We start from the raw sequence: 17,900 nt of genomic DNA on the forward strand, positions 1-17,900 counted from the left end.
TATCCTCAGCGTTTTTTCCTTTAGCGGGCTATCGCTTTGTCAGTTGAAACCCTCTTTGTCCGCCAGTCCGGTCTGTGCGACTGGCAATCCGTCTCTGACGCCATGCACCACTATACTGACCAGCGCGATGACCAGAGTCGTGACGAAATCTGGCTGGTCGAACATCCTCCGGTCTTTACGCAGGGTCAGGCGGGAAAAGCAGAACATCTGCTGATGCCCGGTGATATTCCGGTGGTGCAGAGCGATCGTGGCGGTCAGGTCACCTATCACGGGCCGGGACAACAGGTCATGTATGTCCTGATCGATATAAAACGCCGTAAGCTCGGCGTGCGCCAGCTGGTGACTTTTCTTGAAGAGACGGTGATCGCTACGCTGGCAGAATTCGGCGTCAGCGCCCGCGCCCGCGCAGATGCACCCGGCGTCTATGTCGGGGAAGAGAAAATCTGCTCGCTGGGATTACGCATTCGCAAAGGCTGCTCGTTTCACGGTCTGGCGCTGAATGTGGCCATGGATCTGTCGCCTTTCCTGCGCATTAATCCCTGTGGTTACGCTGGCATGAGCATGACCCAGTTAAAACATTTCCAGCCAGAGGTGACCACAGAGCAGGTACGCGCTCCGCTGGTCAGCGCCTTTGCGCGGCTGGCAGGTTATGAAAATGTTGAATGGATAGCAGGCGATCTTCCCGTTAAGCCTTAACGCAGAATGCGAATTTACAAATATGTAACTTTTCAGCGCTGACGGTGGCTGCTTCCCAGACGATGAGATGATATAATTTTTGCACTTTTTTCAAATAAAGTTGAAAGCCCCCTTCCCGGTTTGATTGGGAACGCTTTCAAATCGCAATCCGACCGGAACCTGCTGATTTATGAGTAAACCAATTCAGATGGAACGCGGCGTCAAATATCGTGACGCAGACAAAATGGCGCTGATCCCGGTGAAAACCGTGGCTGTTGAACGGCAGGAGATGTTGCGTAAGCCGGAATGGATGAAAATCAAGCTGCCAGCCGACTCCAGTCGTATTCAGGGTATTAAAGCTGCGATGCGCAAAAACGGGCTGCACTCGGTCTGTGAAGAGGCGTCCTGCCCTAACCTTGCCGAATGCTTTAACCATGGCACCGCCACCTTTATGATCCTGGGCGCAATCTGTACCCGTCGTTGTCCGTTCTGCGATGTGGCGCATGGCCGTCCTAATGCACCGGATGCTAATGAACCCGCGAAACTGGCGCAGACGATTGCCGATATGGGCCTGCGCTACGTGGTCATCACCTCGGTTGACCGTGATGATTTACGTGATGGCGGCGCGCAGCACTTTGCCGACTGCATCAGCGCGATTCGCGAAAAAAATCCCACCATCAAAATTGAAACGCTGGTGCCGGACTTCCGTGGCCGTATGGATCGCGCACTGGAGATTCTCACCGCAACGCCACCGGATGTGTTTAACCACAACCTGGAAAACGTACCGCGCGTTTACCGCCAGGTGCGTCCGGGCGCGAACTACGAGTGGTCACTGAAGCTGCTGGAGCGCTTCAAAGAAGCACATCCGCATATCCCGACCAAATCGGGTCTGATGGTTGGCCTGGGTGAAACCAACGCCGAAATCGTGGAAGTGATGCGCGATCTGCGTCGCCACGGCGTCACCATGCTGACGCTGGGACAGTATCTGCAGCCGAGCCGCCACCACCTGCCGGTTCAGCGCTACGTCAGCCCGGCCGAGTTCGATGAGATGAAAGCAGAAGCGATGGCGATGGGCTTTACCCATGCCGCGTGTGGTCCGTTTGTCCGCTCTTCCTATCATGCGGATATGCAGGCTAAAGGCGAAGAAGTGAAATAATCACGAAGCCTCTCAGGAAGCTTAAAAAACAAAAAACCAGACTGGAAACAGCCTGGTTTTTTTATACGTGCCTGAAATGGCCTGAAATAAAAAGTAACAGTTATTTGCAGCAAATAACCGATTAATCTTTATGAACGACGCGTTCTGCCGGCACGTCTTCAGCCGTTGTTCGGGTTGCACTGGTATCTTCGTCTTTCATGGCTTTTTTGAAGCCCTTGATCGCGGAGCCCAGATCGCCGCCCAGAGAGCGCAACTTATTGGTACCAAAAAGCAGTACGATAAGCGCACCGATAATCAGCAGCTTGGCAATACTGATACCTTCCATATTTAACCTTTCAACTTTATCGAATCACGGTGACTGTTATTTACGCGCAGTTTGCCTGCGGCGACAACTGGAATCTGTAACAGAGTAAGATCTCAGATGAAACGACTGAGAAACGCCTGGGTCCGTGGATGCTGCGGATTCGCGATCACCTCTTCTGGAGTGCCCTGCTCCACCACCACCCCGCCATCCATAAAGACGACGCGATCGGCGGCTTCCCGCGCAAAGCTGATTTCGTGGGTTACCACAATCATCGTCAAACCCTGATCGGCCAGGGTACGCATGGTTGTCAGTACTTCCCCCACCAGTTCCGGATCGAGTGCAGAGGTTGGTTCATCAAACAGCATCAGCTTCGGCTTGATTGCCAGCGCCCGCGCAATCGCCACACGCTGCTGCTGTCCACCCGACAGGTGGCGCGGCCAGGCGTCCGCTTTATCACTTAATCCCACCGTCGCCAGCAGCGCTCGGGCGTGTGCCATTGCCTCCTGACGCGGAAATTTATGCACGCCGATGGGCGCTTCAATGATGTTCTGCAGCACCGTCATATGCGGATAGAGATTGAACTGCTGAAACACCATGCCGATTTTCTGACGCTGACGGGCGATCTGGCGTGGCGAAAGCCGATGCAGCACATGCCCTTTCAGCACATAGCCAATCTGCTCTTCGCCGACCCGAATCGATCCGGCGTTCATCTCTTCAAGATGATTGATGCAGCGCAGAAACGTGGATTTGCCGGACCCGGAGGGTCCGAGAATCACCACCACTTCGCCGGGCCAGACATCCAGATCGATTCCTTTCAGGACCTGATTGTCGCCATAATTCTTCTGCACGTTACGGGCACAGACCAGGGGTTCACTCTGACTCATTGTTCCTCCCGCTGAGATTGCGCGCTGCCCGCTACCGTCGCGGCGCGTCTGGGGACGCTGGCCACCCGGCGGGTGCCACGCGCATAGTAGCGCTCGATGGCGGACTGGCCCAGATTGAGGATCGAGGTGATCAGCAGATACCAGATCACTGCCACCATCAGCATCGGGATGATCTCGAAGGTGCGGTTGTAGATCGCCTGCACCGAGTAGAGCAGATCGCCCATCGCGATCACGCTGACCAGCGACGTCGCCTTGATCATGCTGATTAACTGGTTGCCGGTGGGCGGAATGATAGACCGCATCGCCTGCGGAATAATGATGCGTCGCAGCGCCCGCGACCGGCTCATGCCAAAGGCTTGCGTGGTCTCCACCTGACCGTTATCCACCGACAGCAGACCGGCGCGAATAATTTCCGCCATATAGGCCGCTTCATTCAGTGCCAGCCCGGCAATGGCTGCCGTCAGCGGCGTAATCAGATCGTTGGTGTTCCAGCTGGCCAGCGTGACGCTGCTCCACGGCAGCGTCAGCGACAGCGCGGGAAACAGCGTAGAAAGGTTGTACCAGAAGATCAGCTGCACCAGTAGCGGCGTACCCCGGAAGAACCAGATATAGAGTCCGGCGACGCCGCGCAGCAGCCGGTTTTCAGAGAGCCGCCAGACGCCCAGCAGCAGACCCAGCAGCGTGCCCAGTATCATCGACACGACCGTCAGCCCCAGAGTGACCTGCAACCCTTTCAGTACGGATTCTTCGGTAAACCACTTCAGCACCACCTGCCACTCAAAATTAGGATTGGTCGCCACCAGCCACAGCAGATTCGAGCCGATTACCAGCACCAGAATCCAGCTGATCCAGCGGCCGTAAGTGGGCGCGCTGCGGGCGAACGCCACGTCGCGCAGCTGCCCCTCGCCACTCTCATCGCGGTGCAGATGGCGAGACGGGCTCATTTGCTGGCCTCTTTCGCCAGATTCAGCCCGGGCGCTTTGGTCATGTTGCCCTCAAGCTGCCACTTTTTCATGATCGCTGCATAAGTGCCGTTCTGATACAGCTCTTTGTAGGCATCCAGCACCACCAGGCCCAGCGGTGAGCCTTTTGGCACCACAGTACCCTGGAAGATATCGCCAAAACCGTTTTTGTGCCCTTTGCCCGCCAGTTCAAGTTGTCCCTTCGCCTGATTAACAAAGTAAGTCAGTGGAGCCTGTGATGAGAAGAAGGCATCGGAACGTTTAGAGCGCACCGCCAGAATAGACGAAGGCTGATCGGTAAAGGCCTGCACCGTCACCGCCGGCTTTCCATCGGCCACACACTGCGCTGACTGTTTACGGATAACCTGTTCCGCAGAGCCGGCGGCCATAACAGCAATACGCTTGCCGCAGGTGTCATCCAGCTGATTAATTTTTGCCGGATTCCCCTTCTGCACGCCGAACACCACAAACTCCTGCACAAAATCGACGAAGTCCACTTTCTGCTGGCGGTCCGGGTAATCACCAATCGGGCCAATCGCCAGCTGATAGCGACCCGCATTGATGCCGGTCAGCACGCCTGACAGGCCGCTCACCGTCGCATGCTCGATCTTCACACCCAGCAGTTGCGCCAGCGCGGTGGTTAGCTCCGCTGAGGCGCCCTCCATCGCGTGCGGGCCATTAACGATTTCATAGGGAGGAAATGAACCGTTGTTCACTGAAATCATTTTGCCCGCTTTTTTGATCTCATCCGGCAGCTGATCATGCAGCGCCTGGTCAACTTTTTGCACCGGAATAGCATCGGCAGCCTGCGCCAGGGAGGCAGTCAGCCCCAGCGCCACGATTAAGGCGGTTGCTCTCTTCGTCATAAGGAATTCCTGGTTCAGCGGATCAGTTGAGTTCGGGACGGGCGAAGCGTCGGTTCTCCAGCACTGGCAGTACCCGGCGGGCATAGGCGACGCGCTCAGGGTCGAGATCGGCAAACAGCAGTGCGGGTGACTCCGCCGCATTCGCCACTGCGACGCCCAGCGGATCGACCACCAGACTGTTGCCGATATTGCGTGGGCCACACTCGCCCACCGCCACCATATAGCAGGTATTCTCCAGCGCACGGGCGCGGGTCAGTAACTCCCAGTGCATCTCTTTCAGCGGACCTTTAACCCAGGCTGCAGGCAGCACCAGTACGTCTGCACCATCCAGCACCAGCCGACGCGCCAGCTCCGGGAAACGTACGTCATAGCAGGTCATTAATCCGACTTTCATACCCGCGACGTCAATCAGCGGCGGAATGACGTGGCCCGGATTGACCCGCTGCGACTCCTGCATCGCAAAGGCATCGTACAGATGCAGCTTTTCATAGGCGGCGATGATCTCACCGTTACGAATAGCCATCAGCACGTTGAGCGCTTTTTGCTGATCGGTGGGAACGTGAACGCTCATCATGGTGGTCAGCGCAGTGTGCTTGCTGGCGGCCAGCAACTGGCTCAGGAAAGGACCATCCAGCGGCTGTGCTGCCTTCAGCACTAAATCAGGGTCGGCAATATCACGCGCCAGCACACCTTCCGGCAGGACCAGCAGATCGGCCCCCCCGTCTGACGCCCGCTGCATTAAATCCAGACAGATATGAGCGTTGTCCTGCCATTCGCGGCTTACCGCAAACTGTCCCAGTGCCACTTTCATCATTTCTCTTCTCCCGCAGCGGCCGGAAACATCGCTTCCGGCGTCAGTAATTGGTGGGTCAGTCCCTGCTGATAAAGCTCGCGGCTAAAGTCCGCAATCATCTTCCTGTTAGCGCTAAAACCATTCTGATTCCAGTCCGCCGGTAATTCCTGCGCAGTGCGTCGCAAATCGTCCAGCAGCCACGGCGTGGTGTCGGCATATTTCTCTCTTTTCTGCATCCACAGCTGATAAGAGCGATCGATCACTTCACTTAATGCCGCAGGCAGCCACGGATGTTCCGCCGCCAGCGCCGGTTTAAGGGCCAGAATATGAATGCCCGGCACATAGCCGACACGGTGAAAGTAGTCCCGTTCCGCCTGATAAAAATCGATCTGCAGCTGCCGCAGACCCGAATCAGGCAGGAAAAAGCCCTCCGGCATAAAGGGAGTGAAGATGGCATCCAGCTCACCTGCCTGCAGCATCTCAATCAGCGGTCGCTCGTCAGGAGCCGGCTCAATGCGGCCGGGCCGGCCAAATCCCGCCAGCCGATCGACTATCGGATGCTCTGCCGTAAGACGACCGGCATACCAGAAGACATCATCAATTTCGACGCCTGCTTCACGCAGCACCGTGCGTGTCCAGGTATTGCCCGAATCCTGCCAGCCGGTGACGCCAATCCTTTTGCCTTTCAGCTCTGCAGGCGTAGTGAGGGAGCTGCTGGCGGTGGTGATGATGCAGCGCTGACGGAAGCCGCGCATCAGAAAGTGCGGCAGGCCGAGTAAGGTTTCGTCGCCTCTGGCCCGGCTCTGGGCGTAACGGCTGAAGGAGACTTCGCCCGCGTCATAATCGGGGCTGGTCGCCAGGTCATTCACCAGCGTGCCGACGCGGTCGATCTGCAGATCAAAGCCTTCCGGTCTGATATCGCCCAGCGCCAGTGGGGTGAAGTAGTCCCAGTCGCGTACCGCCAGTCTGATGAGTAGCTTTGCCATGATCTCTCCGTTTACGCTTCGCCATCGGTAAGGGGCTTAAAATAGTGCTTGAATTTGATACTAGATCCGGAATACTTACCTGAACAATTACTATTTTGTTACTGAACAAAGTATTTTCTTATGACAGAGAGCGTCGACCTCAACTGGTTTTGCAGCCAGATAACATCGCCTTCAGTGAAAGGCATCGCCCAGGCCGCCTCCGCCCTGATTCGGGACGGACAGATTGCGACAGGCATGCAGATGCCCGCAGTGCGGGATATCGCGGAGCAGCTGGGCGTCAGTCCGGCAACCGTTTCTGCTGCCTGGGCGCAATTGCGAAAGCAGAAAGTGCTGGCGGGCAAGGGCCGCAGTGGTGTCTGGGTGAGTGGTAACACGGTGATGCCGCGTCCGATTCGCTTTGAGAAGATCGGTAATTACGGCGATAACATCCGGGCCGATCTGACTCTGGCCTCGCCCGACCCTGCCCTGCTGCCTGATCTGCAGCAAGCGCTGCAGGCGGCCCTGCGCTCACCGCAACTCAATAGCTACACCCGTGAAGCGATTTCAGCGCCGCTGCTTCAGGCGATTAAGCCGCGCTGGCCCTATGCGGCAGAAGCGTTTCTGGCAACGGATGGCGGTTTTGATGCGATGAACCTGCTGGTACAGACCCTCGTCTCGCCGGGTGACCGGGTGATTATTGAAGATCCAACCGCAACCCGGCTGCTCGATATGCTGGATAACGTCGGCGCAGAGATCCTGCCGCTGGCGTGTGATGAGGAGGGTCCGCTGCCGGATGTCCTGTCTGTTCTGCTGGAGCAGGCACCGGTGATGCTGATCTATCAGCCCCGTACTCACTCCGCTACCGGGAACAGCATCAGCGTGGCGCGACGTCAGGCACTGGCGCAGGTTCTGCAAATGAGCAGCACACTGATTGTTGAGGATGATGGGATTGGCGATCTCTCCGCGGAGGCGAGCTGGAGCCTTGGCGTCTGTTTTCCTGAGAGAACGCTACACATCCGTTCATTTTCCAAAGCCTACGGGCCGGATCTGCGGCTGGCCGTGCTCTCTGCCACCTCGGAGATGGTGAAGCGGATACAGTCATGGCGAAATTTTGGCGTCAGCTGGACCAGCCGCATTCTGCAGGACGCAGTCGCGTGGCTGCTGGAGGATGAGGCAACGCAACAACAGATTGCCACCGCGCGCGCAATTTACCGGCAACGACGCGAAGCGATGCTGACGTCGCTGGCGCGGCGCGGTCTGCCTTTGCCGCTTCGCGACGGGTTAAGCCTCTATATCCCGGTAGCGTCGGAGCAGTTTGCCATGATTACGCTGGCGGCCCGCGGGATTGCGGTCGTGCCGGGCGAGCGCTGTCGGCTTGGCCCCACGCAGTTTATTCGCGTCAGCATCGCCAGCCTCAGGGATGAACAGCGGGAGATGATTGCCGGGGCACTGGTCATCGCCTCCGGACGAGAAGTTAACCCGCTTGCAGATCTTTGATGAGATAACGGGGGGACTCAGTATAACCTTCGCGGGCGTAGAACTGATTCGCCTTGAGACGTGACTGATGGCAATGGACTTCCATACGGTCGCAGCCACGACGCGCTGCCAGCGTTTCAGCGTGCTGAAGCAGCTGCTGGCCGACACCTTTACTGCGCTCACCCTCTGCAATGCAGAAGTAGCTGATGCGGGCAAAATCACCGGCCAGGGCCAGTTGAGGAATAAAATGCAGGGAAAGAAAACCCAGCACCTGGCTGCCATGTTCCGCCACCAGCAGCGCTTCACTGGGATCGCTGCATAACTGCGCCAGGCGCTGTTCAATGAAGCTTTCGGTGCCGCCGTAGCCTAACTCGCTCAACAGGGCACTCAACGCAAAACTGTCTTTCAACTCTGCCTGACGTATGTTCATCCTGCCTCCTCACTCACCGGGTTCTGTCGCTCAGTTATATAGCGTCGCAAACTAAAAAGCTGCATGTCAGGTTGTTATAAATATGTTACGGGAATTTATTGTGTACCGCCGCGCAGTTTGTGCGGCCACAGGGACGATACAGGAGGTTACGATGAAAGGGATGAAGCGCAGATTACAGCCATAAAAAAACCCGCCATCAGGCGGGTTTTTAGAATTCTGACTGTTAACTTACAGACTGATAACGTTAGCAGCAGATGGGCCTTTAGCGCCGTCGGTGATTTCAAACTCTACGCGCTGACCTTCAGCCAGAGTTTTGAAGCCGTTGCTCTGGATTGCAGAGAAATGTACGAATACATCTTTGCTGCCATCTTCAGGAGTAATGAAACCGAATCCTTTAGATTCATTAAACCACTTAACGTTACCTTTGATCTTAGACATCTATATTACCTTTACATGAAAAATGGACACTAAACTGTGTCGGGGTCTAGTACAGCAATTGCTGAGGGATTTGTCCAGCATGATTTGATGAAAAAGTGATAAATATCGCCTTTCCGTGCGTCCATCACACTTTCCTGCTTCCGGACTTGCGAATCGTCCGTAAACAGCTAGCAGGTCGATGACCTGCACTGAGCGCTAACCCGCTGGAAAGACGCACCTTTTCTCTTTAAAAGTTACAGAGCACTTACGTTAAAAAGAAAAATCTTATTAAGACGTATTCCTCTTCTTAATGAAGGCGACAGAAGTAAAAACGCAATTTTTTTATCTTCATCGGAACAGCGCTTTTCTCTGCCTGACCCATTTTTAAGGGCTCTCGTAGTCATTGCGGCACAAATGCTCATCAAATGAGCAAAAATTCTTAAATTTCTGAGCGCGGTTCCTGCTTTTAATTGCACCAGGATAAGCGTTAAGTGCCAATAATCCCAGTCAGAGTGGGGTGTTCGCGGATATTTTAACCAACAGCAAAGAAACATTGAGCGAGATCAATGAAGTGCTTTTTAGTGGTTGAATTCGCATTTGGCAACAAACAATCAGCGTTATAAGAAATTACGTTTCTCATCGCAGTCCGGAATAATGTTGCGCAGCAATAGATAAAATTTGCTTAACCGTACAGAGGCAGGCATCCGTCAGGGCGCATTAAAAGGAGGATGAGACGCAGAATGGTGATGAAGATACGCTGTAGCCAGTGTGGAAGCGCACGGTTCGTTTTCACTGATTATCGGGAGGGTAAGCGCAACTTTCATGGTGCCTGCTGTGCATGCTGTAAAAAACAGCTGGGCTCACAGGATCTGCTACCGAATACGCCGATGGATCCCATTAGCCAGTATTTGTTAGCAAGCCAGAAAACAGTTCGGGCACCTGATTAGGTGCCCGCCGTCGCTGAAGCTTTAACAAAACTATGACATCAGAAAATCAGTTTGAACACCCCTGTCAGGGTCAGTAAGCCCACGATAAAAATGATCGCGATAATCCACAGAATAATTTTCATTTCCTTTTCCCCTCACTGATTAAACATTTTTCCTGTAAGCAGTATAGACAGAAAAATTTGTCACGCCGCTTCACTCAGTGTTCAACTGCTCATAAGTTCAGCAGATTTCGCTTTTATTTATGTTCTGAGATAACGATCGCAACACCACTTCTTACTGGCCCTCTTTCTTCGTTTTACAGACCATTCCTGGCTAAAATTCAGGCGGCAAGGCAGGCCTCAGTAGTGATGAGATTGAAATGAGTCGCGAGGAGATCTTATGAGTACGATTAATACCAGCATGGGCCGCTACAGCCTTAAGGCCAAAAACAGCGGTAACCACATCAAAGGTTCTTTCGCCATCAACGATGAAGGCGGCACGCAGCTCTCTATGCAGGAGTTTGACGAGCACTATCTTGATGATGTGGTAAACAACGTTATCTATCCGGTCACCGGCGGCAATCGCGAAATTGCGCGAGCGCTACGCGAACAGATGGTCAAAGCCGGTTTTGAACCGCCTCATTAAGAGGCCAGATTTACGTTATTACAGACCTGTGGGCCGCGTTTTGCGGCCCTTTTTATATTCGTGGTTACAGGCTGCGAATAAGCCGGCTCTGGAGGCTGCCCGCGATACAAAAAGAAACGGGCCGGAGAGAAGCAAAGAGAGGAGCCGCTGGCAGGGTTGCCAGCGGCCAGAGGTCAAATGGCCCAGGAGAGCAGCAGGCAACCCACCAGACCACAGACCGAAATAATGGTCTCCAGCGCCGACCAGGAGCGAATGGTTTCGCCAATCGTCAGGTTGAAATACTCTTTGAACAGCCAGAAGCCAGGGTCATTAACGTGCGAGAAGATCACACTGCCGGAACCCACGGCGATAACCATTAATTCCGGGCTGGCACCGCTGGTGACAATCAACGGTGCCACAATGCCCCCGGCGGTAATCGCCGCTACCGTGGCAGAACCCAGGGCAATACGCAGCACAGCAGCAATCGACCAGGCCATAAAGATGGGTGAAAGCTGAGTCGAGTGCATCATGCTGGCGATATATTTATCCACGCCGCTGTCCACCAGCACCTGTTTGAAGGCCCCGCCACCGCCAATGATCAACAGCATCATGGCAATGATTTTGATCGAGTCGGTCAGGGTATCCATCACCTGTTCCATCGTACGACCGCGATTCAGGCCAAAGGTGAAAATCGCAATCAGTACCGCAATCAGCGTTGCCATTACCGGGTCGCCAAAGAACTCCGCATAGGGCAGCATTACGTGGCCTTTTGGCAGCAGCATCTCCGCCACGGCACGCAGCGCCATCAGTACCACCGGCACCAGTGCCGTCCAGACGCTGACGCCAAAGCTGGGCATTTCCGCTTCGGTAAAGGTCTTCGGGTTGTAAAGCCCCTGTGGAATCGGTTTGTCGATGTTTTTCAGGAAACGGGCATAAACCGGACCCGCCAGAATTACCGTAGGGATACCCAGCAGCGTTCCGAACAGCAGCGTTTTACCCATGTCAGCATTAAACAGCGTGGCAATGGCTGTAGGACCAGGATGCGGGGGAAGAAAACCGTGCGTCACTGATAAAGCAGCCGCCATCGGCACCCCGACATAGAGCAGCGGCACACGCGCCGACGCCGCCACGCTGAACACCAGCGGCAGCATCAGGACAAAGCCCACTTCGTAGAACAGCGCAAAACCGACGATAAAACCGGTCAGCACCAGCGCCCACTGAATATGCTTTGTGCCGAATTTTTCAATCAGGGTGGTGGCAATACGCTGCGCACCGCCGCAGTCGGCCAGCAACTTACCGAGCATGGCACCAAAGCCCATGATTAGCGCCAGGCTGCCCAGCGTGCCGCCTACGCCCGCTTTGATTGAGGTAATGACTTTATTTACCGGCATGCCCTGCATCACACCGACCGCCAGCGCCACCAGGATCAGCGCGATAAATCCATTAAGCTTAAAGCGAATCATCAGCAGCAGCAGTAACGCGACGCCAATCGCCACATAGAGTAATGGCATAGGTTTTCTCCACCTTGCGCACTGAAGGAAATTCAGTGTCGGTTTATTATCATGATCCCCGGAGGGCTGCAAAACAGTGCGCTGTAAGATGCTTACACATCCCGACAAACGCTGTTACCGATAACATGTTAAGGGTAACATCCGCAGGAAAGCACCACCCCGCCGACGGTGAATTTCTGTTTTGCGAAGATGATCAACTTTTTGCCAGTGTGTTATCAGAAAGTTTGCCCATGCTGGCGTCGCGCTTTTCGTTACACTCAGATTTTAGCGAAATGTAAAAAGGATGCGCCGGTGAGTGAGAACCTGAGTGAGCTGTACAGTAATCAACGAACCCTCTTTGGTCGCGGTAGTCTGGATAAACTGGTGCCGCTGCTGGCCGCCCGGTCACAACCTACCCTGCTGTTTTGCGGACAATCTTTCCTGCAGGGGCCAGCCTATGCCCGGATAAAAGCTGACCTCAACGATCACATTCTCGGTTATGAAATTGTCAGCCATGAAGCCTCGCCCACTGAGATCGATGGCTGGGTTGCGCGCTGGCGCGGTCATGTTGATCGGGTGGTCGCGATTGGCGGAGGCAGCGTGCTGGATGCGGCGAAAGCCTTTAGCGCCATGATCCAACACCCGCTGCCCACGGCCCGCTATCTGGAGAAGGTAGGTGACACTGCGGTTCAGCCCATCACGCTGCCGCTGGTTGCGGTTCCGACAACGGCCGGGACCGGCAGCGAAGTCACGCAAAATGCGGTGGTGACAGACCAGCAGGATATTCAGATCAAAGCGTCACTGCGCCACCCGGTCTTTGTGCCGGAGGTCGCGATTCTTGATCCGGATCTGCTGAAAGGCGCGCCTGACCAGGTGCTGGCGACCTGCGGCATCGATGCTTTTACCCATCTGTTTGAAGCGTATCTCTCCGGCAAAGGCAACCTCTTCACCCGCCAGCTGGCGCTGACCGGTCTGCGTCAGTTTGTTCAGGCGTGGCCTACACTCAATCGCGAGGATGCGGCGGGTGACGCGGCACGTGAAGCAATGATGATGGCATCGTGGCTGGGGGGCGTCAGTCTCAGCAGCGCGGGTCTGGGGGTGATCCACGGTATTGCCGGGGAACTGGGCGCGATTAAGCCGTTCCATCACGGTGAAGTGTGCGGGCGCCTGCTGTTTTCGTTCCTGGATCTGCTGTCTGACAGCCAGCAGCCGCTGCAGTGTACGCTGATGGCGGAGCTGCACCCGCAGCTCTTCAGCGAATCCACAGATTCACCGGCACAGTTTCTGAAGCAGTGGCTGCAGCAGCATGCCATCACGCCATTCTGGCAGGATGGCCCGTCGCTGAGCCGCACTGAGGTGGAGTGGATCCTGGCGCGTGCCAACAGTAAAAATTCGCTGGTGAATTACAGCCGCGAACAGATGCAGACGATGATTGCGCAGGCCTGGCAAATCACGGCGTGATCAACGCGCTGGCCTCCTTCACTGACCTGCCAGCCTGGCAGGTCATGCAGCAGCTCAGCGCTATCCTGGCACGTTCAGTCTCAGCGCCGCGGGGCGGCAAAAGGCCCCTCACCTGCCAGCATCTGCTCAATGATCTGCAACACGCCCTCCTCATTATTAGACGCCGCGGCATAACGTGCCGCCTGCTTCACCCGCTCTGGCGCATTGTCCATGGCAAAACTGAAGCCGGACTGTTTCAGCATCTCCAGATCGTTACCGCCATCGCCAAAGGCCAGCACCTGGTCGTGCGTAATCCCCCAGCGTTTTGCCAGCAGATCCAGACCGTGCGCTTTGTGATTTCCCGGCACGATCAGATCGACCGAGCCATGACCGCTTGACGTCGCGGCCACGCGTCCCTGGTGCAGTCGCTCAATATCCGCCATCAGTGGCTCGATGTAATCATCCGAGAGGTTCAGCGCGAACTTAAACAGCCGGTCATCCTGCACCTCATCCAGATGATGAATCGGCTTCAGCCGGTGACAGTAATGGCGCATCTTCTTCAGCCAGCTCTCTTCCATGCCGTCGAAGTAATACGCGCTGTTACGACCACACAGCAGGTAACGCAGGCCAGGGTAATTGCCGTTTTGCAGAGTGCTGATCACCGCTTCTACATCGCGGTGTTCAAAGGCACCGCAAAACAGCTCCTCGTCACGATCGATAATCCATGCGCCGTTTTCCGCCACAAAGGCGATATCGCTGGCGATCTCCGGGAAAAAGGATTTGAGCTGGTAGTACTGATTGCCGCTGGCCACCACAAATTTGATGTCGCGGGCGGTGAGTTGCTGATAGCAGGCGAGAAAGCGGGATCGATTGTACTGCTTATTATCGTCCAGAAATGTGCCATCCATATCGACTGCAACCATTTTAACCGTCGTCATCATGACTCCTTACACAGGAAATTTTCAGCGTGGAGTCTCAGGATAGCCGCTGGCGCAGCAAAACGGAAAGAAAGAGGGATGGCCGTAGCCATCCCTGGCGATCGGGTCAGGATAGAATCAGTTCAGGGCGCTGTTCAGCACCAGCGCGGTAATCACACCGGTCGCGGCAGCAATCAGCACATAGTTGCCGTCGATGTTTGCCCAGTGATAACCGCGCGGCGGTTCACGCAGACCGCGTTCATGCCAGTCGGCTACGCGATAATGGTCGCCGCGATATTCCTGCGGGACAGGATGGCCGCGACGGAAATCGTGGCCCTGCCAGGCGAAATGGTCACGGTCATTGCGGGATTCTCTGCCACGATGGTTGTTATCTTCATCATGCCGATTATTGCCCATGTCGTGAGGCTTTTTATCATCATGACGATTGTTACCGCGGTCGCGATTCTGATCGGGGCCGCGATTGTCAGGGCGTTTATCACTGTTCTGATGCGGCACCGGCTTACGCTGACCGTCATCATGATCGTCTGCCAGTGAAACCTGAGAGAAGAGCGTGCTGCATGTTAAAAGTGAAGCGATAAGCGTTAATGTTGTTTTTTTCATGATACTGCCTCCGAAAATAACGGCTGTCCAGGCACCGTTGATCGGCATCATGGCAATAATTCTGGCGGGAGACATCTGTAAAAGTCTTAAAATCCGGTAACTTACACAGTATTACGCTTGCTTAGCGATTTCTTAACACAGGTCATATCTTTAAAACTCTTCTGACGCAATCCAGATGTTAACCGGGCAGCCTGAACATCACGTCTCGGGCTGACCCGTTAAAACCTGTTCAACGTCAGGGTGCTGAAATGCACCCCGACGCTTTACCCGGTTATGGCGTGCTGAGGATCACCGGCGCATCCGGCAACGCCGTGAACTGTTTTACGATATGGTGATAATCGGCCGTCGGATCGAGATCACGGAACACCTCTGGATAGAGATCTTTAGCCAGAATTTCCATACCGATGATGTTGTAAGGGTGATTATAAAAATGGTGATAAACGCCATAGACCCGTTTCTGTTTCACCGGTTCGATCTGCTCCAGGCCGGTTCGGCTCTGCAGGCGATTAAAAGTGGCGGTCACGTCAGTCTGACTGGCACCATAACCAAACGGCAGCACGTTGCTGTTCGGACGCTTCGAGCCGGTCATGATGTAAACGTCCGGCTTCATGGCGATAATCTTCTCCAGCGACACAAAACCTGAGCTGCCGGGCAGCAGCGCTGAGCCGATATTTTTCCCGCCGACCGCTTCCACCAGCGCACCCCAGCCGTTATGACCATGGGTAAAGCAGCAGTTGTCGCTGTTACCGGCAATCGGTTCAATAAATACCGTCGGCTTGTGCGGCACCTGCGCAATCTTTTGCTGAATCATCTGCCAGCGCTGCTGATAAAAATCGGCGTAGGCTTTTGCTTCGGTTTCGCGATTCAGAACGGTACCCAGCACTTTCACACTCTTCAGGGTGTTCTCTTTGGGGTGGAGCTCATCATCCAGGAACAGCACCGGGATATGCAGATTTTTCAGGGTAGCCAGAACGCCCGACTGCGTCAGTGCCGGTTTGGCGCGCAGCTGCGCAATCATCAGGTCGGGCTGCTTCGCCAGCACGCTCTCCAGATTGACCTGCCCTTGATCGTTAAAGCCCATATCCACAATCGATGCCGCCTGCGGCCAGCGCTGCTTCAGCAGATCCCAGGTCTGGGTATCCTGCTTTTTCGGCAGGTTATTCCAGGCAACGACCCGCTGAAACGGGTTCTGTCGATCCAGTAAGGCCAGCGCCATCACGTCGCGTCCGTCCTGCAAAATCACATGCTGCGGCTCTTTTTGCAGCGTAATTTTCTGACCATCCATATCAGTCACCGTGACCGGATAGGTGGTTGCCGCGCAGGCGGTTGACAGTAACAGTGTGGTGGCAGCAACAATCCCGATTTTCATTTTTCTCCTGTCCTTTAAAGGAATAATAATTATTCGCGTTAACTCTACCATGTGAAAAAGTAACAAATGTAAATATTGCTGACGAGATGCGTCTGACGGAGAGGGTTCACTGTGCGGCGGCTGGTTAAAACAGGGAGACCAGGGCTGGCGATACATGGAGAAATGACGCGTGGCGGGCAGAACAGCAGACGCCTCTCAATACCGCGGAGAGGCGCCTGTTGATTGATCTGTTACTTCACCAGCGAATATAAAATCGCGGAGATGGCAATCAGACCAATCAGCACCACAAACAGGTTACTGATTTTCCCGCTGTACTTACGCATCGCCGGCACTTTGTGAATGGCATACATCGGCATCAGGAACAGGATCATGGCAATCACCGGCCCGCCCAGCGTCTCAATCATGCCGAGAATATTCGGGTCCAGCGTTGCCACCAGCCAGGTGGTAAGCAACATAAAGAGTGACGTCAGGCGATTCAGTCTGGCAGGCGCGATAGTTTTACCGCGGCTGCGCAGCGCCTTATTGACCATACCGTTAAACCCTTCGCGCGCGCCCAGATAGTGGCCGAGGAACGATTTGGTGATCGCCACAATGGCAATCAGCGGCCCGAGCCAGGCAATCATCGGCACCTGAAAATGGTTCGCCAGATAGGAGAGAATGGTAATGTTCTGCGCCTTGGCGGCATGGAGATCGTCAGGCGACAGACTCAGCACGCAGCTGAAGACAAAGAACATCACCGTCACCACCATCATCAGGTGCGAGCAGGCCAGAATGCGCGAGCATTTTTTCTCGGCGGCGTCGCCATACTCTTCGCGCTTCGCCAGTGCAAAGGAGGAGATGATGGGTGAATGGTTAAACGAAAAGACCATAACCGGTATCGCCAGCCACAGCGTCATCCACAGGCTGCTGCCCGCAGGCTGAACGTTCAGGGTTGAGAGTGCAGCCCCGTGCCAGTGCGGGATCAGATAGCAGGCCATCAGCATCAAAACCGCCACAAAGGGATAGACCAGCACGCTCATCGCTTTGACAATCATCTTCTCGCCGAAGCGCACAATGGTCATCAGGCCGACAATCAGCAGCAGCGACAGCAGCACCCGCGGCGGCGGCACCAGGCCGAGCTGATTCACCATCAGGCTCTCAACTGTGTTGGTGATCGCCACGCTGTACATCAGCAGAATCGGGTAAATCGCGAAGAAATAGAGCAGCGTAATCAGCTTGCCCGCGCCAACGCCGAAATGCTCCTCGACCACCTCAGTGATATCACCCGCCGGATTTTTACCGGAAAGGACAAAACGCGTCAGGGCGCGGTGCGCGAAGAAGGTCAGCGGAAAGGCCAGCACCGCCATGATAATAAGCGGGATCAGCCCGCCGACACCGGCATTGATGGGCAGGAACAGCACACCGGCTCCGATTGCGGTGCCGTATAAACCCAGCATCCACATCGTGTCGGTTTTACGCCATCCCGTATCGACGTCACTCTCAAGCGCGCCCAGCGTGCCAGTTTGCGTGGTTTTCATCAGATAGTCCGTGTTAAAAGCCGCCAGTAAACCTGAGCCGTCAGGCAGGTAAACGTATGCCCCGCTCT

18 protein-coding genes are annotated in these 17,900 nt (G+C 55.1%); 5 read left to right on the forward strand and 13 right to left on the reverse strand.

The window, feature by feature from the left end:
- Positions 1-36 precede the first annotated feature (36 nt).
- Together lipB and lipA are read left to right on the forward strand one after the other, a co-directional pair.
- Positions 37-696: a lipoyl(octanoyl) transferase LipB gene (lipB, locus tag IV493_RS12915; protein ID WP_033782303.1), complete on the forward strand. Its 660-nt coding sequence runs from the start codon at positions 37-39 to the stop codon at positions 694-696.
- Between the two features lie 169 nt (positions 697-865).
- Entirely contained in the window at positions 866-1,831 is a 966-nt protein-coding gene (gene lipA, locus IV493_RS12920; RefSeq protein ID WP_013357091.1) for a lipoyl synthase, read from the forward strand.
- Positions 1,832-1,952: 121 nt separating this feature from the next.
- On the opposite strand, the gene tatE is transcribed toward lipA, so the two are convergent.
- The 6 genes from tatE to IV493_RS12950 all read right to left on the reverse strand — a co-directional run bounded on the left by tatE (position 1,953) and on the right by IV493_RS12950 (position 6,626).
- Positions 1,953-2,156 (reverse strand): twin-arginine translocase subunit TatE, encoded by a 204-nt coding sequence (tatE, locus tag IV493_RS12925; protein WP_003854033.1) that lies wholly within the window; start codon positions 2,154-2,156, stop codon positions 1,953-1,955.
- A gap of 92 nt (positions 2,157-2,248) precedes the next feature.
- Positions 2,249-3,019, reverse strand: a complete 771-nt coding sequence (locus IV493_RS12930; protein WP_095707565.1) for an amino acid ABC transporter ATP-binding protein — start codon at positions 3,017-3,019, stop codon at positions 2,249-2,251.
- The gene (locus IV493_RS12935) at positions 3,016-3,963 is read right to left on the reverse strand and encodes an amino acid ABC transporter permease (RefSeq protein WP_095707566.1); all 948 of its coding nucleotides are present in this window, start codon (positions 3,961-3,963) and stop codon (positions 3,016-3,018) included. The genes IV493_RS12930 and IV493_RS12935 overlap by 4 nt, the downstream gene beginning before the upstream one ends.
- The gene (locus IV493_RS12940; RefSeq protein ID WP_095707567.1) at positions 3,960-4,847 is read right to left on the reverse strand and encodes an ABC transporter substrate-binding protein; all 888 of its coding nucleotides are present in this window, start codon (positions 4,845-4,847) and stop codon (positions 3,960-3,962) included. The genes IV493_RS12935 and IV493_RS12940 overlap by 4 nt, the downstream gene beginning before the upstream one ends.
- Before the next feature lie 22 nt (positions 4,848-4,869).
- Complete coding sequence (locus IV493_RS12945; protein ID WP_195858184.1) at positions 4,870-5,658, reverse strand: deaminated glutathione amidase; 789 nt, start codon at positions 5,656-5,658, stop codon at positions 4,870-4,872.
- Entirely contained in the window at positions 5,658-6,626 is a 969-nt protein-coding gene (locus IV493_RS12950) for an ABC transporter substrate-binding protein (protein ID WP_033782292.1), read from the reverse strand. The genes IV493_RS12945 and IV493_RS12950 overlap by 1 nt, the downstream gene beginning before the upstream one ends.
- Before the next feature lie 120 nt (positions 6,627-6,746).
- Here IV493_RS12950 and IV493_RS12955 point away from each other — a divergent pair, with 120 nt between their 5' ends.
- The gene (locus IV493_RS12955; protein WP_095707568.1) at positions 6,747-8,102 is read left to right on the forward strand and encodes a PLP-dependent aminotransferase family protein; all 1,356 of its coding nucleotides are present in this window, start codon (positions 6,747-6,749) and stop codon (positions 8,100-8,102) included.
- Here IV493_RS12955 and IV493_RS12960 read toward each other — a convergent pair.
- Positions 8,080-8,511 (reverse strand): GNAT family N-acetyltransferase, encoded by a 432-nt coding sequence (locus IV493_RS12960; protein ID WP_033782287.1) that lies wholly within the window; start codon positions 8,509-8,511, stop codon positions 8,080-8,082. The two genes, IV493_RS12955 and IV493_RS12960, sit on opposite strands and share 23 nt — an antisense overlap.
- A gap of 228 nt (positions 8,512-8,739) precedes the next feature.
- Complete coding sequence (cspE, locus tag IV493_RS12965; RefSeq protein ID WP_006118399.1) at positions 8,740-8,949, reverse strand: transcription antiterminator/RNA stability regulator CspE; 210 nt, start codon at positions 8,947-8,949, stop codon at positions 8,740-8,742.
- Between the two features lie 1,304 nt (positions 8,950-10,253).
- Between cspE and IV493_RS12970 the strand changes: the two genes are divergently transcribed.
- Positions 10,254-10,499: a hypothetical protein gene (locus IV493_RS12970; RefSeq protein ID WP_013357084.1), complete on the forward strand. Its 246-nt coding sequence runs from the start codon at positions 10,254-10,256 to the stop codon at positions 10,497-10,499.
- 173 nt (positions 10,500-10,672) lie between these two features.
- Here the strand turns inward: IV493_RS12970 and gntT are convergent, their stop codons facing one another.
- Positions 10,673-11,989: a gluconate transporter gene (gene gntT / locus IV493_RS12975; RefSeq protein WP_195857250.1), complete on the reverse strand. Its 1,317-nt coding sequence runs from the start codon at positions 11,987-11,989 to the stop codon at positions 10,673-10,675.
- Between the two features lie 291 nt (positions 11,990-12,280).
- Between gntT and IV493_RS12980 the strand changes: the two genes are divergently transcribed.
- The gene (locus IV493_RS12980) at positions 12,281-13,429 is read left to right on the forward strand and encodes an iron-containing alcohol dehydrogenase (RefSeq protein ID WP_195857251.1); all 1,149 of its coding nucleotides are present in this window, start codon (positions 12,281-12,283) and stop codon (positions 13,427-13,429) included.
- Between the two features lie 80 nt (positions 13,430-13,509).
- On the opposite strand, the gene IV493_RS12985 is transcribed toward IV493_RS12980, so the two are convergent.
- The 4 genes from IV493_RS12985 to IV493_RS13000 form a co-directional block, all read right to left on the reverse strand.
- Positions 13,510-14,346, reverse strand: coding sequence for a Cof-type HAD-IIB family hydrolase (locus IV493_RS12985; RefSeq protein ID WP_061061889.1), 837 nt, complete (start codon positions 14,344-14,346; stop codon positions 13,510-13,512).
- Positions 14,347-14,463: 117 nt separating this feature from the next.
- Positions 14,464-14,946, reverse strand: coding sequence for an RcnB family protein (locus tag IV493_RS12990; RefSeq protein ID WP_013357080.1), 483 nt, complete (start codon positions 14,944-14,946; stop codon positions 14,464-14,466).
- A gap of 271 nt (positions 14,947-15,217) precedes the next feature.
- Positions 15,218-16,315 (reverse strand): ABC transporter substrate-binding protein, encoded by a 1,098-nt coding sequence (locus IV493_RS12995; RefSeq protein WP_013357078.1) that lies wholly within the window; start codon positions 16,313-16,315, stop codon positions 15,218-15,220.
- Between the two features lie 230 nt (positions 16,316-16,545).
- Positions 16,546-17,832 carry an HAAAP family serine/threonine permease gene (locus IV493_RS13000; protein ID WP_195857252.1) on the reverse strand — a complete coding sequence of 429 codons (1,287 nt, stop codon included), beginning with the start codon at positions 17,830-17,832 and terminating at the stop codon, positions 16,546-16,548.
- Between the last annotated feature and the right edge of the window lie 68 nt (positions 17,833-17,900).

It is taken from the genome of Pantoea sp. SM3640, assembly GCF_015654165.1.
GTDB classification, from domain to species: Bacteria; Pseudomonadota; Gammaproteobacteria; order Enterobacterales; family Enterobacteriaceae; genus Pantoea; species Pantoea vagans.

Bases quoted from the DNA above. Each gene is read 5' to 3' on its own strand.
- IV493_RS12960 (WP_033782287.1), bottom strand. From the start codon at position 8,511: ATGAACATACGTCAGGCAGAGTTGAAAGACAGTTTTGCGTTGAGTGCC.
- IV493_RS12940 (WP_095707567.1), bottom strand. From the start codon at position 4,847: ATGACGAAGAGAGCAACCGCCTTAATCGTGGCGCTGGGGCTGACTGCC.
- cspE (WP_006118399.1), bottom strand. From the start codon at position 8,949: ATGTCTAAGATCAAAGGTAACGTTAAGTGGTTTAATGAATCTAAAGGA.
- IV493_RS12950 (WP_033782292.1), bottom strand. From the start codon at position 6,626: ATGGCAAAGCTACTCATCAGACTGGCGGTACGCGACTGGGACTACTTC.
- IV493_RS12930 (WP_095707565.1), bottom strand. From the start codon at position 3,019: ATGAGTCAGAGTGAACCCCTGGTCTGTGCCCGTAACGTGCAGAAGAAT.
- IV493_RS12990 (WP_013357080.1), bottom strand. From the start codon at position 14,946: ATGAAAAAAACAACATTAACGCTTATCGCTTCACTTTTAACATGCAGC.
- IV493_RS12995 (WP_013357078.1), bottom strand. From the start codon at position 16,315: ATGAAAATCGGGATTGTTGCTGCCACCACACTGTTACTGTCAACCGCC.
- gntT (WP_195857250.1), bottom strand. From the start codon at position 11,989: ATGCCATTACTCTATGTGGCGATTGGCGTCGCGTTACTGCTGCTGCTG.
- IV493_RS13000 (WP_195857252.1), bottom strand. From the start codon at position 17,832: ATGAAAACCACGCAAACTGGCACGCTGGGCGCGCTTGAGAGTGACGTC.
- lipA (WP_013357091.1), top strand. From the start codon at position 866: ATGAGTAAACCAATTCAGATGGAACGCGGCGTCAAATATCGTGACGCA.
- IV493_RS12985 (WP_061061889.1), bottom strand. From the start codon at position 14,346: ATGACGACGGTTAAAATGGTTGCAGTCGATATGGATGGCACATTTCTG.
- tatE (WP_003854033.1), bottom strand. From the start codon at position 2,156: ATGGAAGGTATCAGTATTGCCAAGCTGCTGATTATCGGTGCGCTTATC.
- IV493_RS12955 (WP_095707568.1), top strand. From the start codon at position 6,747: ATGACAGAGAGCGTCGACCTCAACTGGTTTTGCAGCCAGATAACATCG.
- IV493_RS12935 (WP_095707566.1), bottom strand. From the start codon at position 3,963: ATGAGCCCGTCTCGCCATCTGCACCGCGATGAGAGTGGCGAGGGGCAG.
- IV493_RS12945 (WP_195858184.1), bottom strand. From the start codon at position 5,658: ATGAAAGTGGCACTGGGACAGTTTGCGGTAAGCCGCGAATGGCAGGAC.
- IV493_RS12970 (WP_013357084.1), top strand. From the start codon at position 10,254: ATGAGTACGATTAATACCAGCATGGGCCGCTACAGCCTTAAGGCCAAA.